Below are 23,094 nucleotides of genomic sequence, written 5' to 3'. Positions count from 1 at the left end.
CCGCAACGCAGGACAACGCGATGGAAATCTGGAATTGGGTGGAAAAGCTGCAGGACGACTTGAGCGAGGCAGGGCAGTCGCAGAACGCCCAGCTCCTGACGCGGCTGACCGACCATATCTGCGATCTGCAGATCGAACGCGCCGAAGCCCTGCTGCCGGAAGCGCGCGCACTGGGCAAGACGCTGGCCAATCCTTGGCTGGAGGTGTTCGTCGGGCATTGGGAGATGCGCAACCGGGTCGGCAATCTGTGCGAAGGCGAACGCGCGTTGGGCGATGCGGTGACGCTGTTCGAACGGGCGCACCGCGCCGATGCGGTGGAGTGCCCGCAATCGGTCTGCGTGACCCAGGATCTGGCCGCCTGCTACGCCAATGTCGATGGTCCGGGCTGGGTGGACGAGCGCATCGAGGTCTGCGACGAAACCCTGGCGCGCATCGATCCGAGCTGGTCGTGCTACCAGTGCCTGAGCTGCGAAAAGGCCGATGCGCTGCTCGATGACGGGCGTGGCGAGGCGGCCCTGGAGTATCTGGAGCGGCAGTCGCAGGCGATCGTGGCGCACGGTGGCGAGATCTACGACGGCGTGCCGGATATGCGCATCTCGATCCTGCTATCGCTGGGGCGCGCCGAGGAGGCACTGACACTGATCGAGCAGCGCGAACGCGAGGCCGCGCGCGAGGGCGTGGAATGGGCCAACTGCAGCCAGCCGCGCCGCCTGCAGAAGGCGCGCGCACTGGCGTTGCTGTATCGCGACGACGACGCGCTGGATGCGCTGCTGCCGTGGCGCGAGGTGGCGCCGCGTTATCGCATGCACTGGTTGCGGGCGGTGGCCGTATTGGCGGCTCGCTCGCACGAGCGCAACACCTGGGATCTGGGGGGGCGGCTGCAGGCGATGCTGGATCATTACGCTCAGGTCGGTGCGCACCGCATCCTGATCGAGGCGGCCGAACTGGCGATCGAGCTGGCGCTGCTGCGCGGGGCGGTGTGGACCGCGCGCCGGCACCTGGCGTTGGCGCGCGCGCATCTGCCCCGCTTGCGCCGGGACCGCGGTGCGGCGCAGCTGCTCGATGGACTGGCGGCGCGTATCGAGGCCGCGCCGGTGGGCGAACCGATGCCGGTGCCGGCTGCGCAGTTGCTGGAGTGGTTGAACGGCCAGGGCGAGCGGATCGTGCGCAATCCCGAACGCGAAGCGCACTGGTTGCTGCAGGCGGTGGCCGAGCGGCCCGACGATGCCGAGCTGGTGGATACCACCGCCTCGGCATTGAGCGCCTGCGCCGCGGACGAGCAGGCCATCGCGCTGCTGTGGGGCTTCGTGCAGCGGCATGCCGATCGCGAAACAGGCCCGACCTTCCGGCTGATGAACCTGCTGCTGAGCCGCGGCGACGAGGCTGGCGTGCGCCGGCTGGCGCAGCTGTATCGCCCGCAGCTGCCGGTCGTGGCCCTGTGGTGCGAAGCGCAGCTGGCGCAGCGACTGGCCGACTGGCCGGCGCTGGAGCAGGCCTGCACCGCGTTGCTGGAGCGCTCGCCCGATTCGCATGGCGCGCGTGGACTGCTGGCGCGCATGTACCTGGAGACCGGCCGCTTCGCCGATGCCGCCGCGGCCTACCGGCAGCTCACCGTGCTGATGGACGAGCCGCGCTCGGCGCACTGGGACCACCTGACCGCCGCCAGCGCAGCGCAGGACTGGCCGGCGGTGCGGGTATCGGCACAGGCGCTGGGCATGCAGTTGAGCAGCTCCGAGGGCGTTGTCGAAGAAGACTGGGGTTGGGTGATCGTGCGGTGCGTGGACGACGGCGAAGCGGTGGAGTACTGCGCACGCCGTACCGGGCCGGTTACCGCACGTATCGTCGAAAATGCGCCCGCGCATCGGCGCCAGCACGTTGGCGACTGGGTGGTGTTCGATGCAGAGCTGCTGCATGCGCTGCCCGAGGACCCCGACGAGCGCGAGCGGTTCGTGCCGACCTACGCGCAGGTGCACGTGCTGCAGGCCGGCGGCTACGGCAGCAGCTGGCTGGTGGACGGTGCCCATCCCGGGGAGGAGGCGATCGAGGCGTTGCGTGCGGACATCCAGGCGCGGGGCTGGAAGCTGTGGGTGCACAGCCGCGACGATTACCGGGTGATCGATCCGGCCGAACCGGACGCGTTCGACCCGGAGCGCGCCGACTCGGGCCTGCAGGGCGTGCTGTTCACCGTGGCCTTGCCCGAGGCGGTGGCCCCGTTGGAGCTGCATGGTGCCCTGCTCGTCCTGCTGGCGCGGTGGCCTCACCCGATGTGCTGGCTGCGGTTGGCCGAGGCCAGCGATCAGGATCTGCGCCCGCATCTGGACGTCCTGGAGCGCTATGGCCTGTAAGCCGGGCGCCTGACTGCGATTGGCGGTCTGCGTCCGCTGACGGGTGGGTTCCGCCAGGCCCTGCCAGCCGGGCATCGGCTACGCTGCCCGCCGCCGCGAGACGGTGCGGCGACATCCTGCCGCAGCGGCGTGCCCGGCCCGCACGGCGCCGCCTGATGCGGGCGCGATGCGGCTTGCCTGGCAGCGCGAACGCGCCTGCGTTCAGCTGCGCTGACCGTAGCGCTCCAGCCAGTGCGCATACGAAGCCGGCAAGACCCACGATGGCGAGTCCTGACCCAGTGCCAATGCCGCCTGGTAGGGCCAATGCGGGTTGGCCAGGTGTGCGCGGCCGACCATCACCAGTTCCATCTGTCCTTCGGCGACCACTCGCTCGGCTTCGTGGGGATCGTCGATGTTCCAGGACGAGGCCACCGGCAGCTGCGTCTGGCGGGTGACGCGTTCGGCGATCGGCGCCAGCAGGGCCGGGCCCCACGGAATCTGCGCAGTCGGCGTGCTGAAGCCCATGCTGACATTCAGCAGATCCAGGCCGCTGCGCTTGAATTCGTGCGTCAGCGCGATGGCCTCGGCAAGCGTCTGCTCATCGCGGCCATCGAATTCGATGACGCCGAAGCGGGCGGTCAGCGGCAGGTGTTCCGGCCAGACTGCGCGCACGTCCTGCAGGGTTTCCAGCAGAAAGCGCGCGCGTCCTTCGGCATCGCCGCCGTAGCGGTCCTGGCGCTGGTTGGCGTGCACCGAGAAGAAGCTCTGGGCCAGATATCCGTGCGCGAAATGCAGTTCCAGCCACTGGAAACCGGCGTCGCGCGCACGCCGGGCGGCGGCGACGAAATCGCCACGGACGCGGGCGATGTCGTCCAGCGTCATCTCGCGCGGCAGCTTGGAGAGGCCGCCACCGAAGGCGATTGCCGAGGGCGACAAGGTATCCCAGCCGCGCGCGTCGTCGGCGGCGATATGGTCGTCGCCTTCCCAGGGACGATTGGCGCTGGCCTTGCGCCCGGCGTGACCGATCTGGATGCCAGGCACCGCACCGGCTGCCGCAATGGCGGCGGCGATGCGCGCCAGACCCTCGGCCTGGGCATCGTTCCACAAGCCCAGGCAGCCGGGCGTGATGCGCCCCTCCGGCGACACGCCGGTCGCCTCGACGATCACCAGCCCGGCACCGCCGCGCGCCAGGCTGGCGTAGTGCACCTGATGCCAGTCGTTGCTGAAGCCATCGACGGCGGTGTATTGGCACATCGGCGGAACCGCGATGCGGTTGCGCAGGGTGACGTCCTTGAGCGTGTAAGCAGAGAACAGCGATGACATGGGAAGCAGGGTCTCGGAGAACTAGGGGCGCGATCAGAGCATGACGCCAGGCGCGACGACACCGTCGCCGATGGCACAGCGCGTTGCAGGTTGCCGCGCCTGCGCCGGAACGGATGCGGCAGGCGCACATGGCGTACGCTCGCCTGCACGCCGTGACCGCTGGAACGGTGTGTCGCGCCATGCACCGACGCAGCGGTCGTACACCACGCCGGCGTCGGTCGACGTGGTTCGCGCAGCGCAGCGCCGTGGCTGTGGCCGACACCGGGTTGCGCGGCCCCACTCGCCGATTGCCGGTCGCCGGTCGCGGCGATCGCTACAGGCGAGGTGGCCGTGCCCATGTGCGCAGGCGTGGCACGGCGCACGGTCGGCGCCGACACCGCGATGTCACACTGCAGCGCCGGCCTCACCTGACTGCTACAGGGTGCGTCGCTGGTTGCCGAATCTGAATTGCTTTACTCTGCTGCGCATCGGCGTGGGGGACGCCGCGTCGTCACGGGCGCATCCGGCCCGCATGCCCAGCCTTCTTCTTATCTTCCGGCGGGTGATCTCATGGTGGCATTGCAGCAGCGCTCGATCGACGCGATTCGTGACCAGGAACAGGCATTGCTGGCCGCCTGGCTCGGCTCCGGCGTTGGCAACGATGCGCGCCTCCCTCGGCAGGACCTGGAAACCCAGAGCGCGCAGTTCCTGAGCCTGCTGGTGGCCGCATTGAAGGACGACGGCAGCAGCCTGGACAGCGCCGAATGGAGCGAGGTGCGCCGCTTCCTGGAAACCCTGTCGCGCGACCGCGCCACCCGCGGTTTCGATTCGCAGGAAACCGCCAACTTCATCTTCTCGCTCAAGCAAGTGCTGTTCGCGCTGGTGCAGCGCGAGTACGCCAGCATGCCCGACGAACTCGGCCCGCAGTTGTGGGCGCTGTCCGAACTGCTCGACCGCCTGGGCCTGTACACCGTCAAGACATTCCAGAAGACCCGCGAGGACATCATCGTGCGCCAGCAGGAAGAGATGCTGGAGCTGTCCACGCCGGTGGTGAAGCTGTGGGACGGCGTGCTGGCGCTGCCGATGATCGGCACGCTGGATTCGCAGCGTACCCAGGTGGTGATGGAGTCGCTGTTGCAGCGCATCGTCGATACCGGCTCGGAAATCGCCATCATCGACATCACCGGCGTGCCCACCGTGGACACCCTGGTGGCGCAGCATCTGCTCAAGACCGTCACCGCGATCCGGCTGATGGGCGCCGACGCCATCATCAGCGGCGTGCGTCCGCAGATCGCGCAGACCATCGTGCACCTGGGGCTGGATCTGCAGGGCATCGTGACCAAGGCCAACCTGGCCGATGCTTTGGCGCTGGCGCTCAAGCGCACCGGCTCGATCGTGAGCAAGGCGGACTGATATGGAGCGCATCCCAATCCTGCGGATGGGCCAGTTGCTGCTGGTCACCATCCAGGTGGACATGCACGACCAGCTGGCGCTGCAGCTGCAGGAAGACCTGTCGGAGAAGATCAGCGCCACCTCCGCGCGCGGCGTGCTGATCGATATCTCGGCGCTGGATATCGTCGACTCGTTCATCGGTCGCATGATCAGCACCATTTCCGGGCTGGCTGCGCTGATGGGCGCCCAGACCGTGGTGGTGGGCATGCAGCCGGCGGTGGCGATCACCCTGGTCGAGCTGGGCCTGACCCTGCCATCGGTGCGCACCGCACTCGATGTCGAACGCGGCATGCGTCTGCTGCAACAACCCGATCAGCATTCATGACCGCCGGCTCGCAACCGGTGCGCACCGAACAGGACGTGGTACTGGCACGGCAGACCGTGCGCAAGCTGGTGGTGCAATGCGGGCTACGGCTGGTCGACCAGACCAAGCTGGTGACTGCGGCCAGCGAACTGGCGCGCAATACCGTGATCTACGGCGGTGGCGGCGATATGGATTGGACGTTGCTGGACAGCGGCAGCCGCAAGGGTGTGCAGCTGACCTTTCGCGACCAGGGGCCTGGCATCCCGGATCTGGACCTGGCCCTGACCGACGGCTGGACCTCCGGCAGCGGGCTGGGCCTGGGATTGTCCGGCAGCCGGCGCCTGGTGGACGACTTCGTCCTGGACAGCGCAGCCGGCAAGGGTACCCGCATCACCATCACCAAATGGAAGTGACCTTCAGCGGCGCGCTCACCCAGGTGATCCGCGTGGAGGAGGCCACCCAGGTGGGGCAGGTGCGTCGCGACGCGGTGGCGCTGGCCCAGGCCAGCGGTTTCGACGAGGACGGCTGCGGACGCGTCGCCCTGGTGGCCACCGAACTGTGCACCAACCTGCTCAACCATGCCGGCGGCGGGCTGATGCAGCTGTGCAGCGTGGCCGGCCGCGACGGTCCGGGCGTGGAGCTGTGCTCGCTCGATCAAGGCCCGGGTTTCGTGCTTGCCGACTGCCTGCCGGATGGATACTCCACCGGTCGCACGCCCGGGAACGGCCTCGGCACGGTACAGCGGCATGCCGCGCTGCTGGACGCCTATTCTGATACCCATGGCGCGGTGGTACTGGCCCGCGTGTACGCCGATCCCGACCTGGCGGCCGACCTGCCGTATGGCGCCCTGCGCCTGCCCTTGCACGGCGAAGCGGCGTGCGGCGATGCCTGGCACCTGGCAATCGATGCGCAGCGCATCACCGTGACCGTCATCGACGGTCTGGGCCATGGACCGGGGGCGGCCGACGCCGCCGATGCCGGCGTGCGTGCCGCGGCGATTGCCAGCGGCGAGCCCGGCGAGCGCCTCGCGCGGCTGCATGCGGGCATGTCCGGCACCCGCGGCGGCGCGGCGGCGGTGCTGCAGTTCGACGCCGACACCGGCCGGGCACGCTTTGCCGGGGTGGGCAATATTGCCGCGACGCTGTGCGATGGCGACGGCGTGCGGGGCATGCCCTCGCATCCGGGCATCGTCGGCGTGCAGTTCCGAAAGGCACAACCGTTCGATTTTCCACAGGCGGCGGGCAGATGGCTGGTCATGCACAGCGATGGATTGCAGTCGCGCTGGAACCTGCGCGACCATCCGGGGCTGCTGTCGCGCCATCCGCGCATCATCGCCGCAGTGCTGGCACGCGACTACGCCCGCGGCCGCGACGATGCCTGCGTTTTCGTCATGCGTCTGGGAGCCATGCAATGACCGCATCCGATGCGACACCGGGCAGCGATCCGCTGGCCGAACTGGCTGCGCTGCGCCAGCAGAATCAGGCCTTGCGCGAGGAGCTGGAGGAGACCAATCAGGGCGTGCTCGCGTTGTATGCCGAACTGGACCAGCAGGCCGAACAGCTGCGCGACGTCTCCGAGCTCAAGAGCCGGTTCCTGTCCTACATGAGCCATGAGTTCCGTACCCCGCTGGGATCGATCCTGAGCATCACGCGGTTGCTGGAGGATGGCATGGACGGGCCGCTCAACGGCGAGCAGCTCAAACAGGTGCGCTTCGTCAGCGCTTCGGCGCGCGAGCTCACCGAGATGGTCGACGACCTGCTGGATCTGGCCAAGATCGAGGCAGGCCGCATCACCATTTCGCCGGGCTGGTTCGATCTGATGGATCTGTTCGCCGCCCTGCGCGGCATGTTCCGTCCGCTCGCCGACGGCACCACCACCACCTTGATCTTCGAAGATCCGCCGGTGCTGCCGATGCTCTATACCGACGACAAGAAGCTGGCGCAGATCCTGCGCAACTTCATCTCCAATGCACTCAAGTTCACCCCGCAGGGCCATGTGCGCGTGCTGGCGCAGCTGGAGGACGAGAGCCATGTGCGCTTCAGCGTGCAGGACACCGGCATCGGCATTCCCGCCGAACTTCACGAGGCCTTGTTCGAGGATTTCGTACAGGTGGACTCGCCGCTGCAGAAGCGGCTGACCGGCACAGGGCTCGGCCTGTCGATCTGCAAGCGGTTTGCCGAACTGCTTGGCGGGCATGTTGGCATCAACAGCGTAGTGGGCCAGGGCTCGGAATTTTTCGTGGTACTGCCGGTCACGCTGGCAGCGGAGAAGGCACTTGGGCAGTAAGCACCACATCCTGGTCGTGGACGACAATGCCGTGACGCGCTATTCGGTGCGTCGCGTGCTCGAGCATCATCGCTTCGCGGTGGAGGAGGCCGGCACCGGCGGCGAGGGCCTGGACCGGCTCGCCACACAGTCCTTCGCTGCGGTGGTGCTGGACGTCAACCTGCCGGACATGAGCGGTTTCGATGTCGTACGCGCGCTGCGTGCCGAGCCGCGCACGGCGCTGCTGCCGGTGGTGCACGTCTCGGCCGCATCGATCGCCACCGGCGACATGATCACCGGGCTGGATGCCGGCGCCGATGCCTACCTGATCCACCCGGTGGATCCCAATGTGCTGGTCGCCACGCTGCGCACGCTGCTGCGCGCGCGCGAGGCCGAAGAAGCTTTGCGTGTCAGCGAGGCGCGCTTTCGCGAGATCTTCGAACACATCAGCGCGCCGATCGCGGTGGTGGATGCGCAATTGCGCACGCATGAGAGCAATGCCGCGTTCCAGCGCCTGATCGGCGACGCCAGCCCGGGCGAGGCGATCCGCGCCGCAGGTCCGGAGCAGGCGGGCACGGTGCAGGCCTTGACTGCTGCGCTGGCCGATCGCGAGCGCTGGAGCGGGGCGTTGACCATCCTGCGCGACGGCAAGCCCTGCGAGACCGAATGGCGGGTGTCGCCATATCGCGAGCCGGATCTCGGACTGCTGATGGTTGAGGACGTGACCGAGCAGCGTCGGCGCGAGCGCGCGCAGCGTCAGGAGCTGGACACTGCCAACACCGAGCTGGCGCACCAGATCGCCGAGCGCCAGCGCACCGAGATCCAGCTGCTGCAGGCGCAGAAGATGGAGGCGCTGGGCAAGCTCACCGGCGGCATCGCGCACGACTTCAACAACCTGCTCACCAGCATCATCTCCGGTCTGGACATGATCCAGCTGGCGGTGGAATCAAACCGTATCGAGCGGGTGCCGCGCCTGGCGGAGATCGCCACCGGATCGGCGCACCGCGCCGCGGCGCTGACCCAGCGCATGCTCGCCTTCGCGCGCAAGCAATCGCTGGACGCGCAGCCGTTCGACGTCAATCTGCGCGTGCGTTCGCTGGAAGACATGTTGCGCCGTTCGATCGGCGAGAACGTTCGGCTGGACCTGGAGCTGGCCGATGCCGCGCTGGTGGCGGTAGCCGATGCCAATCAGCTGGAAAACGTGGTGCTCAACCTGGTGATCAATGCCCGCGATGCGGTGCAGGGCCAGGGCAGCATCTGCGTACAGACCGCCGCGCATACCGCGCACGACGACCCCGAGCTGGACGACGGCGATTACGTGGCGGTGAAGGTGATCGACAACGGCAGCGGGATCGCGCCAGACATCCTCAACCAGGTGTTCGAACCGTTCTTCACCACCAAACCCATCGGCGAGGGAACCGGCCTGGGGCTGTCGATGACCTATGGGTTCGCGCGCCAGTCCGGCGGCACCGCGCGGATCGCCAGCCGGCCGGGCGAGGGCACGACGGTGACCCTGCTGCTGCCGCGCGGTCTGGCCGCCGGCGAACTGCCGCCAGCACCGGCACCGAGCGCGCCGCGCACACACAATGCGCGCATCCTGTTGGTGGACGATACCGATGTGGTGCGGGTGATGGTCAGCGAGGTGCTCAGCGACGCCGGATATCAGGTGATCGAGGCCGAAGATGCCAACAGTGCGTTGGCGCATCTGCGCACCGAAGTGGCCATCGATCTGGTGGTTTCGGACGTCGGGCTGCCCGGCATGAACGGGCGCGACATGGCCGACGTGGCGCGCACGTTGCGGCCGGGGCTGCCGATCCTGTTCATCACCGGCTATGCAGAAAACGCCATCACCCGGCAGGAATTCCTGGCCGACGGCATGGCCTTGTTGCCCAAGCCCTTCAGCCTCAACGACCTGCTCAATACCGTGGGGCAGATGCTCGACAGCAGTGCGCTGACGCGCGCGTAGCGGCGCATGCGGAAAGTGAAGCCGCTCCCGATGCAGAGCGGTGGCACGTTGTCTGGCAATCCGCCGCCGCAGGCGCGCGCTGATCGATTCTTCGTTGGACGTGCATGCCGCCGCGCACCAGCGGCGAGCACGTGTGCGGCAGCGTGCATGTGATCGCCATCGCCTGCGGGGCGTCACTTCAGGGGCGTCGCCCAGGCGTAACCCGCATCGGAGAACCCTCGCACCGCCAGGCTGCGATCGCCGATCGCACAGCCGGGCGCTGCCGTCATGCCACGCGCCGAGAGTATTCAGCGCGCATACGCGTACGGACCGAAGGTGGCGCCCAGGAAACCGCCGGCCGTGTCGGTGCTGAGGATGCTGGCATCGCCCTGCTCGAGCAGGGTCCGCCATTGGCCGGTACCCACGGCATAGTCCACGCGCACCCGCGCGCCATCCAAGGCGAAGCGCAACTGCACCGGTTGTGTGGCATCGGGCAGTGGCGCACGTGCCAGCACGCTGCCGGTGGCCGGATCCTGCAAGCCCGCGCGGCGATACAGCACCACTGCGGTGCCGGCGTCGTCGCGTGCCAGCATCGCTGCCAGGAAATGGCTTTCCTTGGCGACCACCGCCAGGCCGGCCTGTTCGCCGGGCGCCAGGGCACTGCCATCCACCTGTGCCAGCAGGGTGGCGTGATGATGCTGCAGGCGGTGGCCCAGATACGCCGGCTGGCCGCGGCCGATATCGCCCAAGGCCACCTTCGATGGCGTGATGCGCAGGCCCTGCGGTCCGGGCACGTACCAGGGTTGCACCGGCGGGTGGAAGGTCATCCACTGCATCGGTACCCGCGCCGCCTGGAAGCGCTCGCTCCACTGCATCGGGCCGCTGGTGGGCATGGCCTGCGTGCCTTTCGGCAGCGCCGGACGCGTGGTCACCGCCGGCACGGCGCTCCCGTGCGGCAGCACCACCGGCCAGCCGTCGCGCCAGGTCACCGGCAGCAGGAAGGTTTCGCGGCCCAGGTTGTACTGGTTGCCCCGGTAGGGGCGGGTGGCCAGGAACACCGCCCACCACGAGCCGTCCTTCAGCTCGACGAACTGTGCGTGCCCGGTCGAGGTGATCGGCGCACTGCGGCCGGGATCCAGATCGCGCTGGGTGAGTACCGGGTTGCCGCTCCAGGCCTCGTACGGTCCGTTGATCTTGCGGCTGCGGTAGATCATCTGCGCGTGCTGTTCGCCGGTGCCGCCTTCGGCCGCGGTCAGGTAGTAGTAGCCCTTGTGGCGGAACAGGTGGGGGCCCTCGATGTGTTCGGGATTGGTGGCCGGCTGGAAGCCCGAATCCCGGATCATCTGGCGCGTGCCGATCAATTTCATGCTGGCCAGATCCAGCTGCTGCAGCCAGATCGCACGATGTCCCTCGTACCGCATCTTGCCCTCGGGCACGTCGTTGTGGACCAGCCAGGCGCTGCCGTCGTCGTCGAAGAACAGCGACGGGTCGATGCCCTTGGCATCCAGCCAGATCGGATCGGACCACGGCCCGGCCGGATCCCTGGCGGTGATCAGGAAGTTGCCGCCGTCGCAATAGAAACAGGTGTTGGCAATGTAGAACGTGCCGTCGTGGTGGCTGATGCTGGCGGCGAACAGGCCGCGGGTCAGTTCGTCGTTGCCGTACTTGATCTGGGACGGGCGATCGATCGCATTGCCGATCTGGGTCCAGTGCACCAGGTCGCTGCTCTTGAACACCGGCAGGCCGGGGAAATAGCCGAACGTGGAGTTGACCAGATAGAAGTCGTCGCCCACCCGGATCGCCGACGGGTCCGGATAGAAACCGGCCACGACCGGGTTGCGATACTGCGTCTGCGTCGGCACCGGGCCGCCGTCGTCGCCCTGATAGTCCACCCGGCCGATCAGTGCGTTGCCCGCGTGCGCCAGCTGACAGCTCGCCGCGGCCAGCATGCCCAACATCCATCCAAATCGGTTCAAGACAGCCTCCTCATCGTCGCCAGCCGACCTGGGGCCAGCCTGGCAGCCAGCATGACAGTTTCGGGTCGGGCGAGGCATGACGATTTTCAATGCCGCGCACGCACTCCGGCATGGCGCGCCCGACGCGAACTATCGTGTCGGCCGGCGCGTCTGCCATTGCGCTGCAATATTGCTGACATATCGTGCGCGCGGCGCCGCGCGGCGCTTCCGTCCGGGCTGCCCATACCGAACGGACTCATCCTCGCATCATCCATTCAAGGATCCATCTGCATGTCGCTGTACTCGCCTGTCTTGCCGTCGCCGCCGTCCGCCGCTTCGCGCGCCGCTGCCTGCCGCCGTATCACGTTGCAGCGCACGCCACTGGCGCGCGCCTGCACCGGTCTGCTGCTCGCGTCGATGGCGGCTGCCGCCTCCGCGCAGCAGACGCCGACGGGCCAGGACCAGGCCAGTCCAACCGCGCTGGATGCGGTGACCGTCACTGCCGAACACCGCGAGCAGAACCTGCAGGAGGTGCCGGTGTCGGTGGGCGTGGTGCAGGGTGCGGCGATGCGTCAATACACCGCCGGTGGCGACGACACCTTGCTGGCGCTGTCCGGTCGCGTGCCCGGCTTCTACGCCGAGACCACCACCGGGCGCATCTTCCCGCGCTTCTATATCCGCGGCCTGGGCAACATCGACTTCTACCTGGGTGCCTCGCAGCCGGTGTCCATCATCCAGGACGATGTGGTGCTGGAACACGTGGTGCTCAAATCCAACCCGGTCTACGACGTGGATCAGGTCGAGGTACTGCGCGGCCCGCAGGGCACCCTGTTCGGCCGCAACACCACCGCCGGCATCGTCAAGTTCGACACGGTCAGGCCCGGCGATACGTACACCGGCCGTCTCGATGCAAGCTACGGCAGTTACAACACCGTGTCGCTGGATGGCGGCTTCGGCGGGCCGATCAACGATGTGCTGTCGTTCCGCGTGTCGGCCCTGTACCAGCACCGCGACGATTGGGTGGACAACACCTTTGCCGGCAGCAGCGCCGACGGCACGCGCACGCCCCGCAAGGACGCGATGGGCGGCTACGACGACCGCAATGCGCGCCTGCAGGTGCTACTGAAGCCCAACGATGCGTTCTCGTTGCTGGGCTCGGTGCATACGCGCGATTACGACGGCACGTCCACCCTGTTCCTGCGCAATGCAGTGAAGCGCGGCAGCGACAAGGTCGACGCACCGCGTGATCGCGTGGCCTACGACGAAGCCCACGACAACCCGCAGGCGTATCAGACCGACGGCGGCTCGATCAAGGCGATCTACGATTTCGGCGGTGTGTCGCTGACCTCGATCAGCGCCTATGAAACCACCTCCGGCTACAGCCGTGGCGACACCGACGGCGGCGCTGCTGCGAACTACCCGGTCAATGGCGTGCCGAACGGCTTCGGCCAGTCGATGGGACAGATCCGCGATCTGGACCAGTACACCCAGGAGCTGCGTTTGGCCAGCGAAGGCGACGACGTCCTGCAATGGCAGCTGGGTGCATTCTATTTCGATGGCCGCGACACCACCGATTTCTACCAGCGTGCGTATTTCCTGCAAACCGCCGCGCGCAATCCCAACAACTGGGTGCGCCTGCGCAACACCAACACCTCCTGGGCCGGCTTCGGTCAGCTGAGCTACAAGGCCACCGATGCGCTGACGTTGACCGCCGGCATCCGCCAGACCAGGGACACCAAGCAAACCCGCCTGCTCAAGAGCGCCGATACCGCCGCCGGCGTGGTGACCTACCGCGGCCGGCGCGACGTGCGCCTGTCCGATACCCAGCCCAGCTGGGACCTGAGCGCCATGTATGAATTCAACCCGGAGTTGAGCGTGTATGCACGCGTGGCGCGCGGCTTCCGCGGCCCCACCATCCAGGGCCGCAGCGCGGTGTTCAATTCGGACTTCACCACCGCCGATTCGGAAACCATCCTGTCCTGGGAAGCCGGCATCAAGAGCAGCCTGTTCGACAATCGCCTGCGTCTGAATGTCAGCGGCTTCACCTATACCGTCGATGACATCCAGCTCAACGGCAACGATTCGGACGGCAACGGCGTGCTGTTCAACGCCGACAAGGCCAAGGCCTACGGCCTGGAAGCGGATCTGGACTGGCGCCCGATCTCCAACCTGTCGCTCACCGCCGGCCTGAGCCTGTTGCATAGCGAAATCCACGACAAACGCGTCTACGCACAGGCCTGCGCGCTCAATGGCGTGGTGGTGTGCACCGTCAACGATCCGACCATCCGCGTGGGTGCCAATACCTTCGCGCAGATCGACGGCAACCCGCTGCCGAACGCGCCCAAGTACAACCTCAACCTGGCCGCGCGCTACGACATCCCGATGGGCAACGACGGCGCGTTCTTCGTCTCCACCGACTGGAACAGGCAGGGCGAGACCAGCTTCGTGCTGTACGACTCCACCGAGTTCCGCGCCGACGGCAATTTCGAAGGCGGCCTCAAGCTGGGCTACACCGGCGGTTATGGTGCGTGGGAAGTGGCTGCGTTCGCACGCAACATCACCAACGAAAAGAACGTCAAGGGTGTGATCGAAAACTACATGGCCGCGGTCTACAACGAGCCGCGCATCGTGGGCGTGTCGGTCAACGTCAACTGGCAGTAATGCCTCGATCGGTTAAGCGCAATCACGGCGGCGGATGCGTCGCCGTGATACTTGCCTTCGTACCCGGGCCGGTTGCGTGCATGCGCAGCTGGCCTTTTTGTTGCATCACCGATTGCTCAACACCGAACGCACCCAGCCGACGATCTGCGCGCTGCTCACCGCACCGGAATGGCGGCCAACTTCGTGCCCGCTGCGGATCACCAGCAGGGTGGGGATGCTGCGGATGCCGAAACGCGTGCCCAGCGCCGGGTGCAGGTCGGTGTCCACCTTGGCCAGCCGCACCTGCGGTTCCAGCGTCGGTGCGGCAGCGGCGAACTGCGGTGCCATGCTCACGCATGGCCCACACCACGGCGCCCAGAAGTCCACGACCAGCGGCAGATCGCTGCGCACGGCGTGCTTGTCGAAATCGGCAGCAGACAGCGCCACCGGGGCGCCCACGAACAACGGGCGGTGGCAGTGGCCGCAGTTGGGCGCATCGTGCAGGCGCGCACGTGCGATGCGGTTCATCGACGCGCAGTGCGGGCAGGCGATCAGCAGCGGTGCGTCGGTCATGCGGGCCTCCGGTCGGCGTGCGAGGTGGTCGCCGCGTTCGGCCAGCACTGGCGGCGAACGCGGCCGCGGGCCGCCAGTGTAGCGGCGACACGCGAACCCCGCCTGCCGTGCTCGTCATCCACACGGTGCTGCACCACGGACGGCCGCCGCAGAACACGCCGCCCGCTCAGGCCGACTGCCCCAGCACCACGGTGGGAACGAAGCCGCCGTAGATCATGCGCTTGCCATCGAAAGGCATCGGGTTGACCGACGGATCCATGCGTGGGTCTTCCATCATCTTGCGCATGCCCTCGTCGCGCGTGGCCTTGTCCGGCCATTCGATCCAGGAAAACACCACGGTCTCGTCTTCGCCGGCATCGACGGCGCGGTAGAAGTCGGTCCATTGCCCCTTGGGGACGTCGTCGCCCCAGCACTCCACCACGCGCAGCGCACCGTATTCCATGATGAGGGCATCGCCCATGCGCGCGTGCGCAACGAATGCCTCCTTGTTGGCCGTGGGCACGGCGAGCACAAAACCATCGACATACGACATAACCACCTCCGTAGACTCCGGTGCACGGCGTGCACCTGAGGATGACCAAGGGATGTTGGTGCGACCAAGAACGTGGGCAGCCGTGGGGGCAGGAGCGTGCATCCAGCGCGCTTGCCGCACGAGCATACGGCGTAAGCGGCGCGGCGGCACTGCTTGAGTCCGCATGGCGGCGGCTGCCTGACGCCCTGGGCCTGGACAATCAGGCGCCGGGCCCACGCTGGCAGCGGAGGCGGTCGCGTATGCGATGCGGGCTGTAGCAGCAGGACGATCGAAAACGCTGCGCGGCGCTCAGGCGGCCAGGTTGCGGCGGCGCAGCCTGGCCTCGAACACCACCTCGCCGTCTTCGTTACGGGCCTGCAGCGTGCCGCCATGCGCCCGGACGAACTGATCGGCAATGAACAGCCCGAGCCCCAACCCCTGGCTGGCATGGAAGCTGGCCTTGAACGGCTCGAACAGGCGCGGCATCAGGCTGTCCGGAATCTGCCCGGCATTGCGCACCGACAGCCGCAGCGTGTCGGCCTCGCGCCCGTCCAGATGCACCTGCACCGGATGCTGGCCGCCATGCAGCACGGCATTGCCGACCAGATTGGACAGCACCTGGGCCAGCCGATCACCGTCGCCATCGCCGTGCAGGTCGCCCTCGGTGCGCAGGTCGATGGTGGTGTGCGGATTGGCTTGCGCCACCTCACCCACCACGCCATGCGCCACCTCGCCGAAATTGCAGGGGCCGAACTGCATCGGCAACCCATCGGTGCGCAGGCGCGAGAAGTCCAGCAACTGTTCGACCATGCGCGCCATGCGCCTTGCGCTGCCTTCCAGATGGTCGAGCGTGCGTGCCGCCGAGCCATCGGCCGCTACGTCCAGACTGAGCTTATCGGCGCACACCAGGATGACCGACAGCGGCGTGCGCAGGTCGTGGGTGAGTACCGCCATCATGGTTTCGTTGAGCGTGAGTGCGCGTTCCAGCGAGGCATTGCGCTCCTTGAGCAGCCGCCGTTGCTGGTACAACTCGATGAACACGTTGACCTTGCTCAGGATCACGTGCGGCTCGATGGGTTTATGCAGGAAATCCACCGCGCCGGTCTCGTATCCCTGGAAGGCGCGCATCGGATCGTTCGGCGAGGCGGTCAGGAAAATGATCGGCACATGCCGCGTGCGCTGCGAGCCGCGCATCAGTTCGGCCAGCGAAAAGCCGTCCATTTCCGGCATGTGCACATCGAGCAGGGCCAGCGCCACATCGTGTTCGAGCAGCAACTCCAGCGCCTGCGCGCCGGACGCGGCGCACAGCACTTCGATGCCATCACGCTGCAGCAGCGCTTCCATCGCCACCAGATTCTGCGGTACATCGTCCACGATCAGGATCTTGGCGGGTTCGTCGCCGTGCGCTGCAGGGCCGGTCGCGGTGAGGTTCATGGGCGAAAGGTTTCCAGTTCGCTGCAGATCGCCTGCAGGGTCAGCACCGCGTCGGCGCCGGCATGGGCAAGCGCGGAGGCAGGCATCAGTGGGGAGGCGGCATCGTCGGGACGCTGGATCCAGGCAGTGCCGCCGGCTGCGCGCACTGCCGCCACGCCGGCGCTGCCATCGCTGCTGGCGCCGGTGAGCAGGATCGCCAGCAAGCGTTCGGCAAACACATCGGCGGCCGATTCGAACAGCGGGTCGATCGCCGGGCGCGAGAACAGCACCGGCGCATCCATCGACAGCGCAAGACTGCTGCGGGTTTCCACCAGCAGATGGTAATCGGGTGGGGCGATGACGACGCTGCCGGCCAGCAGCGGCTGCTTGTCCTCGGCCTCGCGCACCGGCAGCGCGCAGCGCGCATCCATCAGCTCGGCCAGATGGCTGGCGCGGTCACGCGGCAGATGCAGCACCACCAGCACCGGCATCGGCAAGGCGGCCGGCAGGCTGGACAACAACGCCTGCAGCGCGGAGACCCCGCCAGCCGAGGCGCCGATCACCACCGCATCGAACCGCTGGCGTGCGGGCAGGGCGCTCATGCGGCCTTCCGGTACAGGCGCTGTTCGCGCGCGCAGGTTTCGAAGGCTTGCGCATGCGCGCCGAACTGCAACGATTCCTTGCTGCCCAGGCCCAGGAATCCGCGATGCACCAGCGCCTCGAAGAACAGGCCCACGGCACGGTCCTGCAGGCTGCGGTTGAAATAGATCAGCACATTGCGGCACGACACCAGGTGCACCTCGGAGAACACCGTATCGGTGGCCAGGCTGTGATCGGCGAACACGATGTTGCGTTTCAGGCGGCGATCGAACACCGCACCGCCGTAAGCGGTGGTGTAGTAGTCCGACAGCGATGCCAGTCCGCCGGCATCCAGGTAGTTGCGGCTGAACTGCGCGATGCGGTCGATGCCGTAGGCACCGGCTTCGGCCATGCCGAGCGCCTCGGGATTGATGTCGGTGGCGTAGATCACCGCCTTCTCCAGCAGGCCTTCTTCGTGCAGCAGGATCGCCAGCGACCAGACTTCCTCGCCGGTACTGCAGCCGGCTACCCACAGCTTGATCGAAGGGTAGGTGCGCAGCACCGGCAGCGCATGCTCGCGCAACACGCGAAAATATGCCGGGTCGCGGAACATCTCCGACACCTGCACGGTGAAGAACTGCATCGCCTGCGCAAAGGTGTCCGGCTCGTGCAGCAGGCGGTGCTGCAGGTCGGCCACGCGGGCGCAGTCGAAGCGCGCCATCGCATGGCGCATGCGCCGCCGCAAGGACGACACGGCATAGTCGCGGAAATCGTAGTGATAGCGCTGGTAGACGGCCTCCAGCAGCACCCGCAGTTCCAGGTCGAACAGCTCCACCGGATTCATTGCCGCGAGCACCAGACGCGGCACAGCGAGACCAGCTTGTCCACATCGATGGGCTTGGCGATGTAGTCGTTGGCGCCGGCTTCCAGGCAGCGTTCGCGGTCGTCGGCCATGGCCTTGGCGGTGAGCGCGATGATGGGCAGATCCTGCCATTGGCGGTTGGCGCGGATCTGCCGCATGGCGGTGAGGCCATCCATCTCCGGCATCATGATGTCCATCAACACCAGATCCACCTCACGCTCGGCCAGGCGTTCCAGCGCTTCGCGTCCGTTGCGTGCGATCTCCAGCCGCACGCCCAGCGGTTCGAGCACGCTGGACAGCGCGAAGATGTTGCGCACATCGTCTTCGGCCAGCAGCACGGTGGCGCCGTCCAGCACCGCATCGCGGCGGCGCGCCTCGCGCAACAGGCGTTGCTGGTCGCTGGGCAGCGAGGCTTCCACGCTGTGCAGGAACAGGGTGACTTCGTCGAGCAGGCGTTCGGGCGAACGCACCCCCTTGATGATGATGCTCTTGGAGTAACGACGCAGTTGCTGCTCTTCGTCGCGCGTCAGTGCGCGGCCGGTATAGACGATCACCGGCGGGAAGGCGACCTCATCATTGCCGGCCATGCGTTCGAGCAGGTCGTAGCCGCTGCCGTCCGGCAGTGCCAGGTCGGTGACCATGCAATCGAAGGTGGAGCCGGCCAGCTGCTCCATCGCTTCGGCGATCGTGCCCACAGCCACGATCTCCAGCTGGTCGCGGGCCAGCAGCAACTGCAGATTGGCACGCAGGGCGCTGTCGTCTTCGACGATCAGCAGGCGCCGCACCGCGCGCGCATTGGTTTCCTCCAGCTGCCGGATCGCGCCGGCCAATAGTTCGCGCGTGGCCGGCTTGATCAGGTAGCCCACCGCGCCGAGTTCCAGCGCAACCTGGCTGCGCTCCAGCGCGGAAACCACATGGACCGGGATATGGCGCGTGGCCGGGTCGCGCTTGAGGCGTTCGAGCACGCTCAGGCCGGAAGCATCCGGCAGGCCGATGTCCAGCAGGATGCCGCTGGGGCGCAGTTCGGCGGCCAGCTGCAGCGCTTCTTCTGCATTCGGCGCCACCACGCAGTCGAAGTCCAGTTCATGCGCCAGATCGACCAGCGCCTGCGCAAAGCGTGTCTCGTCTTCCACCGCCAGGATCAGGCGGCCCGGACGCAGGCGCTGCTCGCGATCGTCGAGCGCACGCTGCAGCGGTAGGGTGCCAGTGGCGGGAATCGGCAGCGGCGGCGCGGATGTCGCGTCGCCGACATCGCTCCGGCGTGTGGAAGACGCCGCATCGCCGGGTGGGCGCTGCGCGGATGCAGATGGAAGTGCAGGCAATGGCACAGCCGCTGCGGGGTGAGTCGCGGCAGCGGCTTCCGCCGGGGCGCCATCGGTCGGCAGTTCCAGCGTGAAGCAACTGCCTCGCCCGGGCTCGCTGTCTACGCGGATGCCGCCGCCCATGCGTTGGGCAAGATCGCGCGAGATCGACAGGCCCAGGCCGGTGCCGCCATAGCGCCGCCGCGTGCTGCCATCGGCCTGCCGAAACGCTTCGAAAATCACCTCGGTCTGCTCGCGCGCAATGCCGATCCCGGTGTCTTCCACCTTGAACAGCACCCGCCCTGGCGTATGCGCCTGGATCGACAGGCGCACCTTGCCGTGTTCGGTGAACTTGATGGCGTTGGCCAGCAGGTTCTTGAGGATTTGTTGCAGGCGCTGGCTGTCGACCACCAACTGACTGGGTGCGCCGACCTCGCTGCCGATCTCCAGCGTCAGTCCCTTCTGGCGTGCCAGCGGTTCGAAGGTGTCGCGCAGCCGCTGCACGATGCTGCCGGTATCGACGGTTTCGTCGGCCAGCTCCACATGCCCGGCTTCGATCTTGGACAGGTCCAGGATGTCGTTGATCAGCGCCAGCAGGTCGTTGTTGGACGACAGGATCGCCTGCGCGTACTTCACCTGCTCGGCGCTGAGTGTGCCGTCCTTGTTGTCGGCCAGCAGCTTGGCCAGGATCAGCGCGCTGTTGAGCGGCGTGCGCAGCTCGTGCGACATGTTGGCCAGGAACTCGGACTTGTAGCGCGACGCGGTCGCCAGCTCGTTGCCATTGCGCACCAGCTGGTTCTGCGCCACCAGCAAGGCCTGCTTCTGCGCCTCCAGTGCCTGGGTGCGTTCTTCCAATTGCACGTTGGTCTGTTCCAGTTCGGCCTGCTGCTGCTCCAGGTCGCTCTGCGACTGCTGCAGGCTGCGGCTCTGTTCTTCCAGCTCCTCGTTGGCCACGCGCAGCTCTTCCTGCTGCGTCTGCAACTCCTCGCTCTGCCGCTGGGTTTCCTCCAGCAGGGCGACCAACTGTGCGCGCAGCAAAGCGGTGCGCAGGGCCAGGCCGATGTTCTCGCCGCAGCGGGTCAGCAGATCGTCCTCACGCGTGGCGGCCGGCCGCGCATCGCTGACGCGTCCAAGCTCCAGCAGGCCGATCACCCGCCCATCGGCGGTGACCGGTGCCAGCAACAGCTCCTGGCAGGCACTCTGGCCCAGACCGGAGGCGATCTGCAGGTGCCCGGCATCCACGCCGCGCACCCGGCGCACGCTCACCTGCTGCAACACCTCCCCCGACTGCCCGGCGTTGCTCGGCATGGTGGCCGGCATGTCCACCGGCAATGCGGCGCCGCCGGTCAGCCGCAGGCGATCGCCTTCGACGCGATACAGTGCGCCCACCTGCGCTTGCAGCACCTCGCACAGCGCACGCATCGCGGCATCGGCAAGCTCCTGCGGGCTCTGCTCGCCGCGCAGGCTGGCTTCCACCCTGTTCTCGGCCTGCTGCAGCCACAACGCCACTTCGGCCTGGCGGCGGGCACGAATGGCCTGCATCACCACCAGCGCCATGGCCAGGAACGAGACGCCGCCGATGCTACGGTTGATCGAGGAAAAGCTCGAATTGGTGCTGGGCGGCGCAAGCTGGTAGCCGGTGGCCAGCAGCACGCACGCCAACACGCCCGCTACGAGCGGCGCCTGCAGACGGTTCTGGAAGACGGTGACGCCGACCGCCACGAAGTAGGTCAGCCACACGGCATAGCCGAGCGGGGTGATCAGTTCCGCGCCCAGCGTGCCGGCCATCAAGGCCCCCGCGATCACCCAGATCCAGCGATCGCGTGTGGTCGAGATGTTCTGCATGAGGCGCGGACCGAACTGGGAGGGCGGTCATGGTAGCCGATAAGTTTCATGCATAAATCGCCGGGTTTTTGACGCTTTTCCTGCCGCGATGGCTTGCACGCGATTTTCACGCGCGCGTCACTAAGGTCGCGCGCTTTTGCTGGGGGAACAGCGTCAGATGGATGCGGAGACGGCCATCGACAACGCGGGGCCGCTGTCGCACGACAGCCGGCAGTGCCGGCTGCTGGTGCAAAGCGTTTCCGATTACGCCATCTACATGCTGGATGTCGGTGGACATGTGCGCAGCTGGAATCCGGGCGGTGAGCGCATCAAGGGCTATCGTGCCGACGAAGTGCTGGGGACGCATTTCTCGCGGTTCTACCTGCCGGAAGACGTGCAGCGCAACACGCCCATGGACAACCTCGAGCAGGCCAGGCGCCTGGGACGTTTGGCCACCGAGGGCTGGCGCCTGCGCAAGGACGGCAGCCGTTTCTGGGCCAGCGTGGTGATCGAGCCGGTGCTGGAATTCGGCGTATTGGTCGGTTTCGCCAAGATCACCCGCGACGTCACCGAACGCCACCAGGCGGAACGGCTGCTGCAACAGGTCCAGCACGCGTTGTCGCAATCGCAGAAGACCGAAGCGCTGGGCAGGCTGACACTGGGCATCGCGCACGACTTCAACAACCTGCTCACGGTGATGGTGACCAGCCTGGACCTGATCGCGCAGCGCGCCGGCGACGATGCGCGCACGCGCATGCTGGTGGAGACAGCGCAGACAGCGGTCGACCGCGGCACGCTGCTGACCCGCCAGTTGCTGTCGTTCGCGCGCGGCCAGCGGCTGGCGCCGGAACGGCGGGCCGCCAACGCGGTGGTGGCGAACGCCCTGGAATTGCTGCGACGCGCGTGCCCGGCCGGAGTCGGCGTGAGTCCGGCGCTGTCGGAGACGCTGCCGGATGTCTGCGTGGATCCCAGCCTGCTGGAATCGGCGCTGCTCAACCTGGTATTCAACAGCTGCGATGCGATGCATTCCGGCGGTGCCATCACGGTGAGTACGTGCGTGCAGCGACGCGTCGCGCCCACGGATCCGCATGGCACCGCACGGCGCTATGTCGGCATCGCAGTGCGCGATGATGGCCCGGGCATGTCGATGCATGTGGCGCAGCGTGCCAGCGAACCGTTTTTCACCACCAAGGACGTGGGCAAGGGCTCCGGCCTGGGATTGAGCCAGGTATTCGGCTTTGCGTCCCAGTCGGGCGGTTTTGCCGAACTCGACTCCGCACCAGGACGCGGCACCACTGTCACCCTGTTTCTCCCGGCCATCGAGGAGGCCGAGCATGATTGAATCCCTGCGCCTGCTGATGGTGGAAGACCAAGAAGAACTGCGCGAGCTGATCGGCGAAGCGCTGCGCGATGCCGGGATCACCGTCGATACCGCCGACGATGGCCACGGCGCATTGCGCATGCTGCGCGAGAGCGGCCCCTACGATGTGGTATTCAGCGACATCCGCATGCCCAACGGCATGTCGGGCATCGAATTGAGCGAACAGGTGGCGCAGTTACTGCCGCAGGCGCGTGTCATCCTGGCCTCGGGCTTCGCGAAGGCCCAGCTGCCGCCCTTGCCGGCGCACGTGGATTTCCTGCCCAAGCCCTATCGGTTGCGCCAGCTCATCGACATGTTGAAGGGCGTGGCGGCCAGCGCCTGATCGCCGGCTGCGGCCCGGGCTGTGACGGTGCATCGGCTGGCCGTGGCGTGGGCATCACCCAGTTCGGGCCAGCGTTGCAGCCAGTACTTATCGCCACCTTCATCCATGCGTCGAAACGCGCGGACAGCACCTGCGCCGCCA

At 67.2% G+C, this 23,094-nt stretch carries 18 protein-coding genes; 10 read left to right on the top strand and 8 right to left on the bottom strand.

The features are described from left to right. The first annotated feature begins 20 nt into the window (after positions 1–20). A complete protein-coding gene (locus LL962_RS09275; protein ID WP_228316693.1) occupies positions 21–2,345 on the top strand; it encodes a hypothetical protein in 2,325 nt (774 codons plus the stop codon). 201 nt (positions 2,346–2,546) lie between these two features. On the opposite strand, the gene LL962_RS09270 is transcribed toward LL962_RS09275, so the two are convergent. Beyond that, positions 2,547–3,647, bottom strand: a complete 1,101-nt coding sequence (locus tag LL962_RS09270) for an NADH:flavin oxidoreductase/NADH oxidase (protein ID WP_228316692.1) — start codon at positions 3,645–3,647, stop codon at positions 2,547–2,549. Positions 3,648–4,196: 549 nt separating this feature from the next. On the opposite strand from LL962_RS09270, the gene LL962_RS09265 reads away from it, so the two are divergent. The 6 genes from LL962_RS09265 to LL962_RS09240 are packed head-to-tail and all read left to right on the top strand — an operon-like array spanning position 4,197 to position 9,613. Further along, the gene (locus LL962_RS09265) at positions 4,197–5,039 is read left to right on the top strand and encodes an STAS domain-containing protein (RefSeq protein ID WP_228316691.1); all 843 of its coding nucleotides are present in this window, start codon (positions 4,197–4,199) and stop codon (positions 5,037–5,039) included. Position 5,040: 1 nt separating this feature from the next. After that, positions 5,041–5,403: an STAS domain-containing protein gene (locus LL962_RS09260; protein ID WP_104584276.1), complete on the top strand. Its 363-nt coding sequence runs from the start codon at positions 5,041–5,043 to the stop codon at positions 5,401–5,403. Further along, positions 5,400–5,795, top strand: a complete 396-nt coding sequence (locus tag LL962_RS09255; protein WP_104584275.1) for an ATP-binding protein — start codon at positions 5,400–5,402, stop codon at positions 5,793–5,795. The genes LL962_RS09260 and LL962_RS09255 overlap by 4 nt, the downstream gene beginning before the upstream one ends. Beyond that, entirely contained in the window at positions 5,786–6,796 is a 1,011-nt protein-coding gene (locus LL962_RS09250) for an ATP-binding protein (RefSeq protein ID WP_104584273.1), read from the top strand. The genes LL962_RS09255 and LL962_RS09250 overlap by 10 nt, the downstream gene beginning before the upstream one ends. Continuing rightward, the gene (locus LL962_RS09245) at positions 6,793–7,668 is read left to right on the top strand and encodes a sensor histidine kinase (RefSeq protein WP_228316690.1); all 876 of its coding nucleotides are present in this window, start codon (positions 6,793–6,795) and stop codon (positions 7,666–7,668) included. Before LL962_RS09250 ends, LL962_RS09245 begins: the two co-directional genes overlap by 4 nt. Beyond that, positions 7,658–9,613, top strand: a complete 1,956-nt coding sequence (locus LL962_RS09240; protein WP_228316689.1) for a response regulator — start codon at positions 7,658–7,660, stop codon at positions 9,611–9,613. The genes LL962_RS09245 and LL962_RS09240 overlap by 11 nt, the downstream gene beginning before the upstream one ends. Before the next feature lie 287 nt (positions 9,614–9,900). Here the strand turns inward: LL962_RS09240 and LL962_RS09235 are convergent, their stop codons facing one another. Continuing rightward, positions 9,901–11,550: a glycoside hydrolase family 43 protein gene (locus tag LL962_RS09235; RefSeq protein WP_228316747.1), complete on the bottom strand. Its 1,650-nt coding sequence runs from the start codon at positions 11,548–11,550 to the stop codon at positions 9,901–9,903. A gap of 288 nt (positions 11,551–11,838) precedes the next feature. On the opposite strand from LL962_RS09235, the gene LL962_RS09230 reads away from it, so the two are divergent. Continuing rightward, positions 11,839–14,208 (top strand): TonB-dependent receptor, encoded by a 2,370-nt coding sequence (locus LL962_RS09230; RefSeq protein ID WP_228316688.1) that lies wholly within the window; start codon positions 11,839–11,841, stop codon positions 14,206–14,208. Positions 14,209–14,313: 105 nt separating this feature from the next. Here LL962_RS09230 and trxC read toward each other — a convergent pair whose 3' ends face one another. The 6 genes from trxC to LL962_RS09200 all read right to left on the bottom strand — a co-directional run bounded on the left by trxC (position 14,314) and on the right by LL962_RS09200 (position 21,271). Further along, a complete protein-coding gene (trxC, locus tag LL962_RS09225) occupies positions 14,314–14,760 on the bottom strand; it encodes a thioredoxin TrxC (RefSeq protein ID WP_104585508.1) in 447 nt (148 codons plus the stop codon). Between the two features lie 166 nt (positions 14,761–14,926). Beyond that, on the bottom strand, positions 14,927–15,292 hold the full coding sequence (locus LL962_RS09220) for a DUF1428 domain-containing protein (RefSeq protein ID WP_104585507.1): 366 nt from the start codon (positions 15,290–15,292) through the stop codon (positions 14,927–14,929). 288 nt (positions 15,293–15,580) lie between these two features. Next, positions 15,581–16,705, bottom strand: coding sequence for a hybrid sensor histidine kinase/response regulator (locus tag LL962_RS09215; RefSeq protein WP_104584265.1), 1,125 nt, complete (start codon positions 16,703–16,705; stop codon positions 15,581–15,583). Continuing rightward, entirely contained in the window at positions 16,702–17,286 is a 585-nt protein-coding gene (locus tag LL962_RS09210; protein WP_104584263.1) for a chemotaxis protein CheB, read from the bottom strand. The genes LL962_RS09215 and LL962_RS09210 overlap by 4 nt, the downstream gene beginning before the upstream one ends. After that, the gene (locus LL962_RS09205; protein WP_228316687.1) at positions 17,283–18,131 is read right to left on the bottom strand and encodes a CheR family methyltransferase; all 849 of its coding nucleotides are present in this window, start codon (positions 18,129–18,131) and stop codon (positions 17,283–17,285) included. Before LL962_RS09205 ends, LL962_RS09210 begins: the two co-directional genes overlap by 4 nt. Continuing rightward, on the bottom strand, positions 18,104–21,271 hold the full coding sequence (locus LL962_RS09200) for a response regulator (protein ID WP_228316686.1): 3,168 nt from the start codon (positions 21,269–21,271) through the stop codon (positions 18,104–18,106). The genes LL962_RS09205 and LL962_RS09200 overlap by 28 nt, the downstream gene beginning before the upstream one ends. 157 nt (positions 21,272–21,428) lie before the next feature. Between LL962_RS09200 and LL962_RS09195 the strand changes: the two genes are divergently transcribed. Both LL962_RS09195 and LL962_RS09190 read left to right on the top strand, forming a co-directional pair. Next, positions 21,429–22,592, top strand: a complete 1,164-nt coding sequence (locus LL962_RS09195; RefSeq protein WP_228316685.1) for a PAS domain-containing sensor histidine kinase — start codon at positions 21,429–21,431, stop codon at positions 22,590–22,592. Next, a complete protein-coding gene (locus LL962_RS09190; RefSeq protein ID WP_104584257.1) occupies positions 22,585–22,953 on the top strand; it encodes a response regulator in 369 nt (122 codons plus the stop codon). Before LL962_RS09195 ends, LL962_RS09190 begins: the two co-directional genes overlap by 8 nt. Positions 22,954–23,094: the final 141 nt, after the last annotated feature.

The organism is Xanthomonas sp. NCPPB 1067 (genome assembly GCF_020783795.1).
GTDB classification, from domain to species: domain Bacteria; phylum Pseudomonadota; class Gammaproteobacteria; order Xanthomonadales; family Xanthomonadaceae; genus Xanthomonas; species Xanthomonas melonis.
The sequence above is the reverse complement of the archived record's forward strand: the minus strand, read 5'-3'. Positions and strand labels throughout refer to the sequence as shown.